This is a genomic window from Rhodoferax sp. ZS1R8, from assembly GCF_056521325.1.
The window spans coordinates 248,659-263,438 of the sequence record NZ_JBWMBA010000005.1 but is presented as its reverse complement, the minus strand read 5'-3'; the positions used below and the strand labels follow the sequence as shown (position 1 = coordinate 263,438).

The 14,780-nt window shown below is 57.0% G+C and carries 10 protein-coding genes and 3 pseudogenes; 6 read left to right on the top strand and 7 right to left on the bottom strand.

Translation table 11 applies throughout. From position 1 onward, the window contains the following. Positions 1–186: 186 nt before the first annotated feature. The gene (locus tag AC097P_RS18485; protein WP_479611892.1) at positions 187–858 is read right to left on the bottom strand and encodes a 5' nucleotidase, NT5C type; all 672 of its coding nucleotides are present in this window, start codon (positions 856–858) and stop codon (positions 187–189) included. Positions 859–930: 72 nt separating this feature from the next. Further along, entirely contained in the window at positions 931–1,263 is a 333-nt protein-coding gene (locus tag AC097P_RS18480) for a hypothetical protein (protein WP_479611891.1), read from the bottom strand. Positions 1,264–1,645: 382 nt separating this feature from the next. On the opposite strand from AC097P_RS18480, the gene AC097P_RS18475 reads away from it, so the two are divergent. Next, positions 1,646–2,503: an NYN domain-containing protein gene (locus tag AC097P_RS18475; RefSeq protein ID WP_479611890.1), complete on the top strand. Its 858-nt coding sequence runs from the start codon at positions 1,646–1,648 to the stop codon at positions 2,501–2,503. Between the two features lie 249 nt (positions 2,504–2,752). Here AC097P_RS18475 and AC097P_RS18470 read toward each other — a convergent pair. The 5 genes from AC097P_RS18470 to AC097P_RS18450 form a co-directional block, all read right to left on the bottom strand. Next, positions 2,753–3,915, bottom strand: a protein-coding gene (locus AC097P_RS18470) for an IS3 family transposase (protein WP_479612096.1) whose coding sequence is annotated in 2 segments (ribosomal slippage) — positions 2,753–3,702 and positions 3,702–3,915 — 1,164 coding nt in all. Because the reading frame shifts where the segments join, the coding sequence is not laid out codon by codon here. Then, the gene (locus AC097P_RS18465) at positions 3,912–6,605 is read right to left on the bottom strand and encodes a TrlF family AAA-like ATPase (RefSeq protein ID WP_479611889.1); all 2,694 of its coding nucleotides are present in this window, start codon (positions 6,603–6,605) and stop codon (positions 3,912–3,914) included. The genes AC097P_RS18470 and AC097P_RS18465 overlap by 4 nt, the downstream gene beginning before the upstream one ends. Positions 6,606–6,667: 62 nt before the next feature. Then, positions 6,668–8,860 (bottom strand): family 16 glycosylhydrolase, encoded by a 2,193-nt coding sequence (locus AC097P_RS18460; protein ID WP_479611888.1) that lies wholly within the window; start codon positions 8,858–8,860, stop codon positions 6,668–6,670. After that, positions 8,857–9,699, bottom strand: coding sequence for a glycosyltransferase family 32 protein (locus AC097P_RS18455; protein ID WP_479611887.1), 843 nt, complete (start codon positions 9,697–9,699; stop codon positions 8,857–8,859). The genes AC097P_RS18460 and AC097P_RS18455 overlap by 4 nt, the downstream gene beginning before the upstream one ends. Before the next feature lie 781 nt (positions 9,700–10,480). Then, a complete protein-coding gene (locus AC097P_RS18450) occupies positions 10,481–11,248 on the bottom strand; it encodes a hypothetical protein (protein ID WP_479611886.1) in 768 nt (255 codons plus the stop codon). A gap of 169 nt (positions 11,249–11,417) precedes the next feature. Here AC097P_RS18450 and AC097P_RS18445 point away from each other — a divergent pair, with 169 nt between their 5' ends. From AC097P_RS18445 to AC097P_RS18425, 5 genes and pseudogenes are all read left to right on the top strand, one after another. Beyond that, positions 11,418–11,816 (top strand): lecithin retinol acyltransferase family protein, encoded by a 399-nt coding sequence (locus AC097P_RS18445; protein WP_479611885.1) that lies wholly within the window; start codon positions 11,418–11,420, stop codon positions 11,814–11,816. Beyond that, complete coding sequence (locus tag AC097P_RS18440; RefSeq protein ID WP_479611884.1) at positions 11,765–12,199, top strand: hypothetical protein; 435 nt, start codon at positions 11,765–11,767, stop codon at positions 12,197–12,199. The genes AC097P_RS18445 and AC097P_RS18440 overlap by 52 nt, the downstream gene beginning before the upstream one ends. Positions 12,200–12,276: 77 nt before the next feature. Continuing rightward, positions 12,277–12,647, top strand: a pseudogene (locus AC097P_RS18435) (transposase); the annotation flags it as partial. Positions 12,648–12,730: 83 nt separating this feature from the next. After that, positions 12,731–14,278 (top strand): annotated as a pseudogene (locus tag AC097P_RS18430) (IS3 family transposase). A gap of 255 nt (positions 14,279–14,533) precedes the next feature. Next, positions 14,534–14,779: pseudogene (locus AC097P_RS18425) on the top strand (hypothetical protein); the annotation flags it as partial. Position 14,780 lies beyond the last annotated feature (1 nt).

Genomic DNA, 14,780 nt, shown 5'->3' with positions numbered 1-14,780 from the left:
TTGCTAACATCGTTCTGGTGCCATATAGCCGGCCAACTGCTTCGGAGCAGCCACGGCCAAGGCGGACCGTACCTTGGCGCGCATACGGGATGCCACTCCTGTTTGTCCCGTTTTTCGGTCTTCGCGTGGGTCATGCCGAAGATGGGGGTCTTGAGTTTGCTGCGGCTCATGGCCTCAATCCTGCGCTCAACGACGAGTGATACGACGTTTGGCATCAGTCGAACCGGTTTTTTCCGAGGCTCCACCGTGTTTGTGGGACGGGTTTGCGAGCCACCATCGGCTGAACTCCAGCAGGTCTCCATGTATGGAGGAGACAGAGGACAAGGCCTCCCCTGTGTTGGGGGAGCCAATAGGGTTTCGTGTGATCAGAGCCTGGTGAATCGAGGGATGCACACCATCCATATAGGGAAGGTAGTCATCGACAAAGGCCACGGGACGCAGGAGTTCCGGGACAAGGGCCTTTGGGCTTTCGCCGGCATCATGGCTCGGGGTCGTGAGGACCATTTCAATCGGGAATCCGAGTTGCTGCAGATTGACCTGTCGCGCTCTACAAAATTCGGTCTCCAGCGCGGTCACACAAACCAGCTCATAACCCGCGGCATAAAGATCCTCGCAAGCCTGCACGGCACCTGGTAGAGCCGGCAGGGACTCCCAGAACTGTTTGTCAAAAACCGTGCGGAAGTGCTTCAAACTGTCGCCTGCCAGAAACTCGACATCCCAGCGGTCCCACGGCCAGTACGCGGTGGGTTCCTTCTCTTGCGAATGGACCCCGAACGCAAGTTTCCATGCATCGGCATACGCAAGGTTGTAGTCAAGCAAGACACCGTCCGCGTCTATGGCTATTCGTGGCTTGTGCATGGCAGTACTTCCAGGTCAATGGTTGAAAGCGCTATCTCGGATACAGGCTTTGTCGAGACTTCCACTCATCCGTCATGCAGCAGTTGGCTCTGCGAAGCGGGCTCGCAGGTGCTTTTCCATCCACTCCAGTTCAGTTCTTCCCACATCCCAGCCTTGGTGCGGCATGCGATCAGCCAAGCTGTCGAGGATTGCGGCCTGGGTCTGGTCGGGCTTCTCGACGAGCTTTCGTTTTACGTACGCAGTCAATTGGTCAACAAGGTCGAGACATCCGATGTAACGCTCGGCCCGCTCTTCAGCCGTCAAACCAACGACGTATCTGCCGTCGATCAAACGTGCGGAGACCTTGGGCTGGGCACCAGACAACGCAGCAGGGAACGGGTCGTGGGGGAAGTCATCAGGGACCACTGTGTTCGCAGTCGATAGATCACTACCGGCGTCAGCGGAATCGGATTGGTTGCTAATGTGCTTGCTCCTGAGATGTGATGGTCAAACCCATCGGTTCACAGGGCGATGAAATTCGCCTCGTGTGGCAGCAATAGTCCCCTGCAAATGGGGCGTCCCACAAACGTCCACCTTTGAAAACCGAGCTTTTTGCAGGGATACCAAAAACGTCCACCTTTGAAGGCGAATTGAGAAACATACGGAGTTGCGCGAGCAAAGTTCAGCTCTGGCCGTACGCACTGCTTCACCTTTGGTGTCCTCAAAAGGACGCAGCTGTCGGGATAAGATGACCGCAAGAGGTGACAAACTAGTACTTCCGTACGGGTCCCCTTGTCAAGGAGTAGAGATGGCGTTCTCAGCAGGGGGGTATACCGGGCCCAAGGAATTGCACTATTTATTCATCGATGGTGAACAACTGCGCTGTACTGCCGAGCAGGTGGGAATGGAATGGTTTGGCAAGCCTATCAAAATTGACTATCGGGCGTTGCAGGGCCACTGCCAGAAGGCGTTCTATTACGACTGCCTTCCCGCTAAGGCATCTAGCGCGGACGATGCAGAACACGCGGCCAAAGTAAACGCCAAGCTAAGCTTCTTCAATCAACTGCGGTCGCTGCCGGGGTGGCATGTCAGCGAGGGCATCGCACGGCATCGCAAGAAATCTCGGCAGGAGCAAAAGGAAGTCGACATCCTTATTGCCGTCGACATGCTGACCCACACCCACCGTAAAAACATGCACCGGCTGACTTTTGTGTCCGGTGACCAAGACTTCGCCCCGCTTTTGGAGGCTGTCGTGCGTGATGGTATGTACGTTGAGTTGCTTTATCCGGAAGGCCATACCTCGCAAGACTTGATTCACTTTGCCGACCATGCAAGGCCGATGGACGTGGATTTCATGTACTTGGTATCTACCAACGACTTCAAACGGGACAACGGGCTTCCCACCCGCTCATTAGACAGCACCAATGCGCCGGCTGACAGCGAATGGATTGGTGAAGGCCTGAATGCCGGCGTGGCTTTCGCTAAAGTTTGGCGCGAGAACGCAGGTGGCCTCATCAACATCAAGGCAGTACAGCAGAGCTACAACTACAACTACCCGACCGTCCGTGACAGGGACGAGGCCCGCGCAAAGCGCTACTTCACTGAATGGATGGAACGGGACTTTGGGCTGCCAGCAGGTTCGTTGGAGTGGCAGGAGCGACCCTGAGTGAGCACTCCGAAGTGACTGAAGCAGCGTCATCTACAAGTGAGTGGCGAAGTCTTTTAACGACTGCTTCGGCCGTATGCCGTCACTCGAAGGCAGTCTGCAGCACTCAAGCAATCTGCCGGACGGGCGCGTGGCAAGTGCGCGAACATGTTGCGCGCAGTAGGTGGGGAGCACCCAGATCCAGCTAAGTCAATGCCTTGTTAATGGAGGCTTGGACTTGACCCGTTTCCACGGACAGTCTGAGCTTCTTCATTGAAGCTCTTGGATTATCTGGTTTTCGGTGTTGATGGTTTTTTCCTGTTGCTTCCTCTCAAATGTATTGGGCGACTGGTAATTCACTCCTGAATGCCGCCTGCGCGGGTTGTACCAACTCTCTATCCATGTAAAGACTGCCAGCCTTGCTTCGGTCTTGGTCTTCCAGCTGCGCCGAGCGATCAGCTCGCACTCCAAGCTGGCAAAGAAGCTCTCGGCCATGGCGTTGTCATACGCGTCGCCCACGGTTCCCATGGATGGGCGTACGCCCATTTCCTTGCATCGGTTACCAAAGGCAATGCTGGTGTACTGGCTGCCCTGGTCGGAATGATGAATCACCGAATCTGGCTTTCGAGTCATCAAGGCCATGTTCAGCGCCTGTATCACCAGGTCAGAGGTCATGCGCTCCCCGAAGGCCCAGCCCACGACCTTGCGGCTGTACACATCCATGACCACAGACAAGTACAAGAACCCCGCCCACGTCGGTATGTAGGTCATGTCGGCTACCCACAGCTGGTTGATGTCGGTCGCTACGAACTCACGGTTTACCAAGTCGGGGGCCGGCCGATGGCGCACATCACGTTCAGTGGTCACGCAGAAGCTGCGCCGCCTGCTCACCCCGCGTATCTGCGCCAGGCGCATCAGGCGGGCAATGCGTTTGCGACTGGCAACAATGCCTGCGTCCTGCAACTCAGCACGGATGCGTGGCATGCCGTAGGTTTCGTCGCTGGCGACAAAGGCTGCACGGATTTGCGTCGTCAGAGTGGCATTGGCCTGTTGGCGTTGGCTCAGCGGGCGCTGGCACCAATCGTAAAAGCCACTGGCGGAGACCTTGAGGGTTTTGCACATGGTGCGTACCGGTAGTTCGGCCTGATTCGCCGCAATCAGCGTGTAGACGGGGTAGACGTCTTGTCGCCGTTGTTGGCAAACCAGGCCGTAGCCTTTGCCAATATGTCGCGCTCCATCTGTACCTGGCGTAACTTGCGACGCAACTCGATCAACTCCTGGCGTTCGCTAGCGCTAAGCGCGCCGGCCTGGCTTGGTGCTATGCCGCTGGCCTCATCGGCTTGCCGTAACCAGTTCGTGATGCTGGTGGCATGGCAACCAAACTCCTTGGCCAATTCACCGGGCTTCCGCCCAGCGCGAACCAGTTCAATCATCTGTTGGCGAAACTGCGCCGGATACGGCTGCTTTGGTGTGTGCGGTTTGGACACTTCGGACTCCTTCTGTTAGAACAATAAGGTGTCCGTGAAATGGGGTCAACTCCAATCGACCCACGGTCCCTGATCACGGACACTTCGCTGGCACCACGCAGCGGGATGATCAGCTCGGCGTCTCCGAGAACGGCGATGTTGGGGTTGTGCGTGACGATGATGACCTGTCGGTGCTCCTTGATGCTGCGCAGCGAACGCACAACGGTCTTGTAGATGAACTCACCGTCGAGATTGTCTTCTGGTTGATCGATGATTAGCGGCACGCGGCTCTTAGAGAACAGCAGCACCGTCAATAGGATGGCCTGCTGTTGGCCGAGCGAGAGTTTGGCGAAATCTCGGACGCGATAGCCTTGGGTGCCATCCGAATTCTCGACAACCTGCGTCACCTTGATCTCGGGCCTATCTTCGAACGCGACGCGCTCAAGCGCACACTTGGCCTGCCATTCCGACAGCTTGGTGATGATGTCGGCGGCGTCGCCCTTCGAGAACACACGGTTGCCATCGGAATCGTTCAGCTGTTCGAGTGCCGAAGCATCTTTCGCATTGACGGCAGCAAGGAGCTGAGCCGGTGAAAGTGTGGCGGCAATGAGCGCCGCGCGTGGAACCTGAGAGGTCCGCCAACCCATAGTGCTCTTAATTAGCTCTTCCATCTCGGGTGCCAGCAATCCTTCGTAAAACTGAAACTTGACCCGATAGTCCACAACGGCAGCGGCAAGATTGCCGTTCATCGTTGTCGCAAACGCGAGGCGGGCGTTGAAAATCTTCACGCGCAGGCCAGTCCGTTCCTGAATCAGACGCTTGCGCTCCTTGAATGCCTCCTGCTGCTTTGGCAGGCTCTTCTTCAGCTCGGTCAGCCGCGCCTGCAAATCGGCAGCATCCTTCGTGACCTTGCGGATAAACGCCATGTCGAGCTTGATGTTCTGCCTGTCTAGTTCGCGCCGAATTTCCTCGATTTTGTCCTGCGTCTCCTTCTCGCGCGCGATCCAGACCTGAAGCTGCGCCGCGATCTTGTCGTTCGCGGCGATGACTTTCTGTTTGAGCTGACCGGATAGCGTCTCGATCTCTGTCGCAAGACTATCTACGAGCCCCTTGACGACCTCAAACTCCGCCTTGCCGACCGCAAGGCCGTTGCCATCAACGTCGGCTGTTAACTTGCGCAGCTCGTCCCCAGTCAGGCTGTTGGTGATGGACGTGAGAAGCTCACTAAGGTTGCGCTTCAGACCATCACGGAAACGCCGCTCCTTGGCCAGCTTTTCCTCCAGCTCGACGACCTGGCTTGCGTTCTGCTTCTTCAGTACTGCGACCTGTGTGTCGGCGATTCCCTTGGCCTTCTCTGTTGGTCCGATCTGGTTGATGCTCTGTTGCAGCGTTTCGATAGCTGTCTGATTTGCGAGAATCTCATCGCGTAAGGCCTCGTCCTGCTTTCGCAGTTCGCCAAAGTCGATGAAACCGTCCAGGAACCGCAGCAGGATCGACGGGTCGGTGTCGCAGTGCTGGATCGTGTCAGCCGTTTCGCCTTGTCCATAGCTTTCGATTGCAACAGCCGTCGGCCCTTCCGGATCAGCGTTCATCACATCGCAGAGCTTGCTGCGAGTCAGCGTGTGGCGCTCCCCCACTTCGTCTTCGTAGACGAGCGAAATGGCGTCTGGCCACACCTCCGAGTCGATGATCGCGCCTTCGGCGGCATTGCCCGAAGCCGCGCGAAGCGACTCCAACAGCGTTGACTTTCCGGCACCGCGACCGCCGATGATGCAGGTCAGGTTAGGACTGAAGTGGACGACTTGGTTTTTGAGGAATCCGCCTTCCAGCTTGATCCCTACGAACCTCGGCACCGACGCTGGGACAAGGTCCTCAAGGCGCACTCGCGCCGCGGCATCCTTCAGTGCAATCCGCAACGACGCGAAAGTCAGGGCCTCCATCTTGAGTCGGGTCAGCTTTCTGTTGCCGCTGGCGTTGCGGCCCAAGGCGTTGAGGGTGTGCGCGTCCGAGGACATCACCTTCGCAAGATCGACGCCGGCTTCAAGACCGAGCGTCGCACATCGGGCCACAACGCAGTTGCGGCGATTGACATCAGTGTCGTCGTGAGAAAACCAAGCACCATTCGCGGCATTGGTGATCTCAAGGCCTAACAGGTTGGAGCAGTTGAAGACCTCCTGTTTGAATGCGTCAAATTTCGGGTGCGCCTTCTCCAGGCCACTGTCCAGCTCGATATGTGCGCAGATGCCGAAGCCGTTGAACTCTTCGGCGAAGCGGAGACACTGAGGGATGGTGTTGTGGCAGGCCTTCCTGTCGTCCGAAATAGTCAGCTTACCGAAAAAGCGCTGCAGCTGTTCAGCCGTCTCGAAGTACACCAGCAGATGCCCCTGCGGCGTTGAAAGCTCCACACCGGGGACAACAAACAGGCCTTTGCCGTCCGCATACTTCAGCGCTCGGCGGATGTTCGTGATGTTGTTGTGATCGGTGATCGCGATGAGGTCGAGCCGCTCCGTGATCGCCGTATCGACGATGCTCTCAGGCGTCATCGTCGCGTCCGTCACGTCGTATGAGCCATCCTCGCCAAATGAGTGAATGTGCAGGTCTGCACGCCGAAACAGCGCACCGTTGGATTCGTTCTGAATTTCTTGTAGTAGGGTCACGTTGTCCTCCCTGTCGTCGACGCCTCAAAGTTTATAGAGTAGCAGACGCGAAAGACGGCGCACTAAACCAGAGTCTGTGTCGGTCCGCGGGCGTTGTGTCGCTGGCGGTCATAGCCCTGCGTATCGGTGCTGTTCGCATCCACCGCGATGCGCCGAACCGCAGCAACAGCCGGCAAAGACTCGCGCACAAGTCTTCCTGCAAGCTCATGCGACCGTGTCGGCCAGGTGTTCACATGCAGCGTCATAGGCAGATTGGGAATCGGCGTAGGGTCCCAGAGTACTCTCCGATGCACAAGGCGATCGTCGACGAGCCATCGGATCTCGTCAGGCGACCACTCAATTGCGTAGGTGTGGAACTCTTCAGAGGCGTCGAACCCGAGTTCGATGGCAAACGGCGTCCCCCGGTAACCGTAGTCAAACTTCGCGCCGTCGCAGCCGGGGTTGAAGAAGACATTAGCCAGCATCTGGTCTGGACGGTTACCTGTGATCTCCACATCGATCTCCTGGCGCGGAAGATCTCGGTGGAGGAAGAAGCCCGAAACCAAGCCAGGAACGTTGGTCGCTCGCAGATTTGCCTCAAAGCGACCGTACAGAAACTGCCCCCGGCTGGAAACAGCTCCCGCGCTCAGTTCACGGACACCAAGCGACGCACTTGCGACCACCAGCTCTAAACCGCCAGAAGGCAGAACTCTCACGCTGCCAGGCCTGAAGAGTGCGAGGTTTCCGGGGAACGTATCGTCGCGCGACAGCCAACGAGACGTGTCGAGTCCGCTCAAGTGGTCGTCAAACCGGGCTCGAGATGCCCCCGATCTCGGCCCCGGCTGGCGTAGCTCAACGTCGATGCCGTGCCAGTGGTGCGATGCCGGGACAACCCACGGCGAAGCATCGTGCTCCAGCCGCTTGCCTCTTGCCAGTCCTTCACTTGCTGCCGCAGGAGGGCGAAGACGACGAACACCTCGCTCCGCAGCGCACGGATAGCTAGCGCTGGGTGGCGGCATACGCAGGTACTCACATAGCTCCGTCCAGCCCTCTGGAACAGCACGCAGGTGCAAGATGCTCTCAGGGGGCAGGGGCAAGTTCTCGGGGATTTCGCCGACGATGACGAACTTCGCCCCAGGATACCGCCCCTTGAGCTGCGCGATGTGGGGCTCAAGTGCGGCGACATTGACGTAGGCATCAAAAACGCGTCCACGCTGACCTCGAAGCAAGCGGCCTCGCTCCACAGGCGGGAGGTCGTTCAAGTCGCTGCAGCAGCGATAGCCCAGCATCGACAAGGCCGCGGCCAGGGAGGATAGGCCCGCGTTCTGAGAGCCGAAGGCAAACACCGGTGATTCCGTGGGACGCTGATGGAATGTACCGGGCGTTGCATCGGAAAGAATCCCGATCTGACTCAGGACGGGAAGAATAGAGTAGGAGTTCGTAGATAGCAGATCGACGCGCTGAGGGATGACGGAGCGGCGCAGCGCGCGCACGTCTATCACTGGGAACTGCTGATTGATCCAAAGGTCAACCGGCCCGCGGCACGGCAAGCGTGCAAGAAGCCGCTGGGCGCCACGTTTGGACAGCACATACCCCGAGAGATACCAAAGCCCGCGCTCCGGTCGAAAGACACTGCGCGAGAGCGCAATCTTGGGAGCACCATGCTTCACCTCTTTGAAGGACAGATAAAGCACGTCAAAGTCAGGATCGGCCCCGTCGCGATCTCGCATCTCCTCCCACGCTGTATCGACAAGGCTGCTAAAGCCTTGTTCGAACCAAACGTCATCCTCTAGCACCAGCGCGTAAGGCGCCTTAGAACTGCCAATCCTCTTCCAGATATCAATGTGCGATTGAGCCACCGCAATCTCTGCATTGCTCATTCGGATCGGGCGAGTCAAATCGAACGTGTCCGGTAGCACCTGCGGATATGGGTCGACGGACAGTTGATCTGCAAGCGTGTAGTAGGGCTCGACATCGACACCGGCAAGCGTCGCAGCGGGGAGGGCCTGCGCGTCGCAGGCTGCATGCCGGATGAGTCGCTTTGTCAGTGGTTGCCCCGTGCAATCCACGATGCGATCCAGCTCCCGGGCAACAGCCACCAACCGCTGCGGCTGCCTGTCAAGATTGATCACATAGATGTCGCTAATCCTGCCCGGGTAGCCAGCGCCCACGGGGCCGAATGCGCAGGCCTTCTGTTTCGGCAGCAGCACGCGCAAGCGCAAGAACATGGTGTGCAACAGGTAGCGGATGCCCCCCAGTGGCTCGAACAAGTTCATGGCGCTGCTTCCCCATCAAAGGCAAAGCGCTTTCCATTGGATTTTCGCCAGTTTCTGCCGTCGGCACGATAGCCCAGCGGCCACTTGGAAATGCCAATCGAGTCCCAGGTTCGAAGTATGGTCACCCGGTGCTCATCAGGGCATCGCGCGCCCAGCTCGAAGATGATGCGCGATAGGTTGCCCGGGCCGGTAGTCGATTGAATCTCCGGCAGCTCACCCTCCGCTGCGATGTTTAAGCGCAGGGTCGCACGCTCAAGCGCTCGGCTAACGATAGGGTCTCCCTCGCAAGCGATCAACGGGTTGTTGTTGACGTAGAAAATCAACCCTTCCCGGTTGGTTCCCGCTTGCAGGAAGACTTCGCACTGAACCATCGAGTCAGAAGCGATGTCGTAGCATAGCGGCTGAACCTTAACGAAATTCCCGAAGAACAGCTCCGTGATGTCCTCGGCGATGCACACGTCATCGGCATCGACATACATTCCGCCATTGATGACGAGATAGCACAGCCGGAAGTAGTCGGCCTGCATCGCGGGGTGGTAGCAGCGCATGAACGCCCGCAGATGGTCCTTTCCAAACGATTGTCCAATGAAGCGAGCTGCGCTGCGCGCGTCGAAGACACGGTACTCGAATCCACTTGATCCCCACCTCGACCACGAGTCCATGCACTCCTGCACGTCAACAGGCAGCGCCTGAAGGTCATGCCAGTACTGCACGATTCGCCGGGGAATAGATGGTCCCTGATTGCCCGGGGCAACTGATGGTGGTGGTGCTTGAACAAGCCGTCGAATGAAGTCTGATCGTTGCAGGTGATGGCCGGGGCTGTCGTCTTCGTGGTGCATGGATGCGCGGGTCAGTTGCTCGTCTGGTAAAGGTTGTACAAGGAGGCAGGATTCGTTCGAGCGACAAAACTCCTGCCCGACCAGACGCAGTGGTCGTTTAAACACGCGCGCGTCGCGCGCGCAAGTTTATATGGATCTCATACCCGAAGCGCACAGTCGGATGCATCCTCGACCGACACGGGAGGAGGATCGACAGAGACACCTCTTGCTGCCCGCCCGTCAAAAGGCACGTTTAAGGTTGCGGCGAAGCCCCTTCCAGCGCCCAGAAGGAAGCTTCGTTGGTCCCTCCTCGCGCTACGCCAACCGGCGTCGTGGGCCGCGGTGTACTAGGCGGCCGCCTGGCTGAATGTGAGCGCCCCGGCTTGCTGCGCGCAGCAATTATCTGACACAAGTCACCATCCCATGCGTTGGAAGAAGTTCCAGCGAGCGTTTCGAAGTTGATACTGTTTGGCCACCTATGAAGGGCGGGCCAAGCGTAATTGGACGGAGGCATCGCTCCTTCCGATGACCGCTATCGCTGCACTGCGGGGTGCTCGCTACTGCGACGTCGCTTTCAGGCTAGCGGCGGCCGTTCATCAGAGACTGCTTTGTGAGCCTGCGGCGGGGGAAGTCGGGCGGGAAGGGGGCAACGCCCCTCCCGGCCCGGACAGCGCTTGCAGCATCAATTCGGCAAAAGGTGTGTCTTGCAGCCGCACCGTACAGCCTCCGCGCCATGCACGCGCGCGCCTTCAGCAATAGGACTTGCGCAAACTTCGTGCGGATTCCAGGGCGTGCACGACCATCATGGAGTCCACCCGGTCAGCTCTCCATCTTCGAACTTGATAAGCCGGCCATGCTTTGCCGTGATGTCGAAGTAGGCAATACGCGCCGTCGAGCTCGCGATGATTAGCCCGGTCCCTACCACCTTTCCGTCGCGCGTGAGCTCCGCGCATACGCTGTGCTTGTCCTTGCGTTGGCAACCCTTCTTGATATCGTCTCCCTTATTCTTAGCCCACTTGCCGGCAGCGTGCTCGCCGATGATGGGAGCCAAGGCGAGCCCGACGAAGGCGGCAAAGGTCACCTGGAACATAAGGACAACAATCAGCCCTGAAATGCCGAAGGACGCTAAAAAGCTCTTGAGCGATGGGGGCATGCGATCGGCAATGCATTTCAACCATTTGCCGATCTTGGTGTCGCCAGGTTGGTTCTTCTTTGCGAATGAGTTAGTCCAAATCAGAATGCCAGCGAAGATGAAGACGACCAACAGGAGTAGTTTTCCCAACGTCCCGGTAAGCAACGTGTGGATGCTTTCGAGGATGGCAATGTAGCCATAATGAACACGGTTGCTGGTGTCCAACGGCAGCATGCCATCGTCAAATCCCCAGTGGCCAAGATAGCGTGCATAGGCTTCTTGACCAATAAAATTCAAAGCCGTGGCCGTTGCACCCAGAGCGGCGGCACCCGCCTTGGCCATCGCCGACCAGGAAATGGATTGCGTTTCCTGCGCAGGCTGACCGGGCAGGGGCTCAGTCGGTTTGGTTGCTGTTGGAGCTGCGTTTGTTTCGTTCATAGTGTCTGATTCCTGAGTTGAAAGTTGCGGCAGCGACCAGCCGGACACCGCCGACCGGCATTCTGGCCGCTGACAAGCACACTAGGTGATTCATCGGAAAACTACTGATAGCCGAACGACCGCACCGCGCGTTTTCTGAGCAGAGAAAAAGCTCGATAACGGGGACCGCATGCAGCTGCAGCAGATCGACGTCACTGGTGCGCGTCTCGTGGGCGCCATCACCAAAGAATTTGGTTTTGATGGACCAAAGCACCATGCGTTGGTACTTGGGCGAGGAATGTTCGACGGCGTGGTCTACCTTGCTGAGTTGATGGTCGACGGCTACCAGGTAGCGACGCTAGAAGATTTTCAGCGAAGGTACGCCGCGAACGGTGACGTCCGTGTGGAACCCACCGCCGGGCCCCACAGCAACGTCGAGGTGGCCAGGAGGGCTCTGGCTGAACTCAAACAAGGTCAGGTGAAGTACGACCTCATCGCCAACAACTGCGAATGCTTCGTCAACCGCTACTCATACCCATGCTCTTGGCTGCTTTCGCGGTTCCAAGCAAATTTGGCGCGGGCGGACTAACACCGGCCACGGTTCAATTTGTAGCGGACCACCTAAAAGGCCGAGGGTTTGCGACGACAAAGGAACTTGAACTCCTTAAGAAGTCGGTCAAGCCTCTCGAAGAACGTGTGCGCGCCAGAGTTACGAATTTCAAGTGGCTCGTCGGTTTGCTGTGGGGTGGCGCAGGGTATGTCTTTTCGAAAACCCTCGATCAGCCGCTAAGCACGAAGGAGCAAATGGTCGCTAACGCAGGCACGATACTAGTGTTCCTCGCCATTGCAGGCGCTGCCAGTCTGCTAGTTTGGAGTTACGAGGCGGCGCTCGACAGGCTTTTCCGTTCTGTGGAATTTGGATGCAATGACTTGTCTCACAGCTTGGAGAGACAGCAGCCAGCAAAGGCGTGATAGCCTTTGACCTACCCGGGAAATTTCAGACCAATTGAAGCTTGAGAAAATGGTCTCTTCTGCGAGGAGAGGCGGGAATGAAGCAGGGAAGATTCAGTAACGAGCAGATTGTTCGAGTACTGCGCGAAACGGACCAAGACAGTGTTGCAGTGGTGGCCAAGCGCCATGGCGTGAGTGAGGCGACGATATACATCTGGCGCAAGAAGTTCAGCCAGCTCGATACCGATGAGGTAAAGCGGCTCAAAGTACTGGAGGCGAAAAACGCCCGCTTGAAGAAGATGCTGGTTGACCGTGACCTGGAAATCGATGTCATGAAGGAAATCAACGCAAAAAAATGGTGAGCGCACAGGCTCGGCTGAAGCAGGTTCACTACGCTGTACAGCGTGGACTGAGCCAGCGGCGGGCATGTGCGCTGTTGAGAGTTGCGCGTTCCGGGCTGCATTACGACCTGCGAATGCCAGCTGTTGCCGCCGACCGAAAACTTACCCACTGGGGGTGCGGACAATAACTTGGACTACTTGGAGGTAGTTCATGTTTTCATACGAAGCTCGCATTCGAGCCGTCAAGCTCTATATCAAGCTGGGCAAACGCACTGGCCCGACCATTCTTCAGTTGGGCTATCCAACAAAGAATTCACTCAAGAGCTGGCATCGGGAGTACGAGCAAGGCCGCGACTTGCAATTAGGCTACACACGCTCAATGTCCAAATACTCCGACCAACAGCGGCAGGTTGCGGTTCAGCACTACCTTGACCACGATCGCTGCATTGCTTCAACCATGACGGCACTGGGATACCCTTGCCGGGAAACACTCACGGTCTGGATTGATGAACTGCACCCTGAAGTATGGCAACGCATGGTGGGCAGAGCGCCGAGCGTCCCGCACCCTCTGGAGCTCAAGAGTGCGGCGGTGATTGAACTGTGCACCAGGACAACGAATGCACAAGAAATTGCTGATAAGTTGGCAGTGTGTAGGCCGACGTTGTACAACTGGAAGAATCAACTACTGGGTCGTGAGGCTCCCGCATCCATGAAACCACCGAAGGGCTCAGATTCAGTTCCAGATAAGACGCAGCTGACCGACCTGCAGCAGCAAGTCGATTTACTTCAACGCAACATCCGACGCCTGCAGCTTGAACATGACCTACTTAAAAAGGCCAATGAACTCTTAAAAAAAGGACTGGGCGTCGCCCCGCAGCTCCTGAGCAACCGGGAGAAGACACTGTTGGTTGACGCCCTGAAGCAAACCTATGCGCTTGCGGAGCTTTTTGCCGAACTTGACCTGGCCCGTAGCTCCTACTTCTATCACTGCGCCCAGCTGAGAAGAGCTGACAAATACGCGGACGTTCGTATTGCCATCACCGACGTCTTCCAGAGCAATCATCGTTGCTACGGTTACAGGCGGATACGTGCAGCACTTGGTCTGCGCCATCTACATTTCTCTGAAAAAGTCGTGCAACGCTTGATGAAGCAGGAATGCTTGGTTGTGGCTGCTAATAGAAGGCGACGGTATGGGTCCTACCTCGGAGAAATCAGCCCCGCACCGGAGAATCTTATCAATCGGGACTTCCATGCTGAGACCCCGAATGAGAAGTGGCTGACCGATATTACAGAATTCCACATCCCGGCTGGGAAGGTATATCTCTCGCCCATGATCGACTGCTTCGATGGATTGGTGATCAGCTGGACGATCGGTACACGCCCAGATGCCGAGCTGGTGAATACGATGTTGGATACGGCTATTGAGGTGGTGGCTGAATGCGAAAAGCGACCTGTCATTCACTCTGATCGTGGCGCCCACTATCGCTGGCCTGGATGGCTCTCAAGGATGGACGACGCAAAGATGATTCGATCGATGTTGCGCAAAGGGTGCTCACCAGATAACGCTGCCTGTGAGGGTTTCTTCGGACGTCTGAAAACGGAACTGTTCTATCCTCTGAGCTGACAGGACGTCACTATTGAGGAATTCATCCACATCGTTGACTCCTACATCTGCTGGTATAGCGAAAAGCGCATCAAGATATCCCTTGACTCACTCAGTCCCCTCGAATACCGGGCGAGCCTAGGATTTACGGCATAAACCAGTCCAAGTTTTACGCCGCACCCCCGGTGGTCAGTTTTCGGTCGGCGGCAACAGCCACGCTTCAAAGCCACGCTTGCTATCGACTTGCCAGACTGACGGCGTTGCGCCAGCACTTCTGCCTGGAAATCATCACTGTGTTTACGCCTCGCCCCACCCTTTGTGGTACCCATGCTAATATCCATTTAGTTTGTAAATGGACATCATCTGGTTAGCGATAAGTCAACTCAAGATGGGATGCCCAGCCGCTTACAGATTGTGGGCTGGTCCATGAAGCCCACTATTGCGCGTGAAATCGTCTTGGTTGCCATAATGATGGCTGTCTGGAGAGGAAAACCTACACAAAGTGTTCTCGTCCATTCTGATCTGGGGAGCCAGTACGGCAGCGATGACTGAAAACGCTTTTGTGATTCCAATAACCTCGAACCTAGCATGGATGGGCTGTGTGGCAACTCGCATGATCCTAGGGCTCAACAAGGAGCGATCTGGAACGCTGCTGTGA

Excerpts from the sequence above, each read along its gene's own strand:
- AC097P_RS18485 (WP_479611892.1), bottom strand. The coding sequence starts at position 858 with ATGCACAAGCCACGAATAGCCATAGACGCGGACGGTGTCTTGCTTGAC.
- AC097P_RS18475 (WP_479611890.1), top strand. The coding sequence starts at position 1,646 with ATGGCGTTCTCAGCAGGGGGGTATACCGGGCCCAAGGAATTGCACTAT.
- AC097P_RS18460 (WP_479611888.1), bottom strand. The coding sequence starts at position 8,860 with ATGAACTTGTTCGAGCCACTGGGGGGCATCCGCTACCTGTTGCACACC.
- AC097P_RS18455 (WP_479611887.1), bottom strand. The coding sequence starts at position 9,699 with ATGCACCACGAAGACGACAGCCCCGGCCATCACCTGCAACGATCAGAC.
- AC097P_RS18450 (WP_479611886.1), bottom strand. The coding sequence starts at position 11,248 with ATGAACGAAACAAACGCAGCTCCAACAGCAACCAAACCGACTGAGCCC.
- AC097P_RS18445 (WP_479611885.1), top strand. The coding sequence starts at position 11,418 with ATGCAGCTGCAGCAGATCGACGTCACTGGTGCGCGTCTCGTGGGCGCC.
- AC097P_RS18440 (WP_479611884.1), top strand. The coding sequence starts at position 11,765 with ATGCTCTTGGCTGCTTTCGCGGTTCCAAGCAAATTTGGCGCGGGCGGA.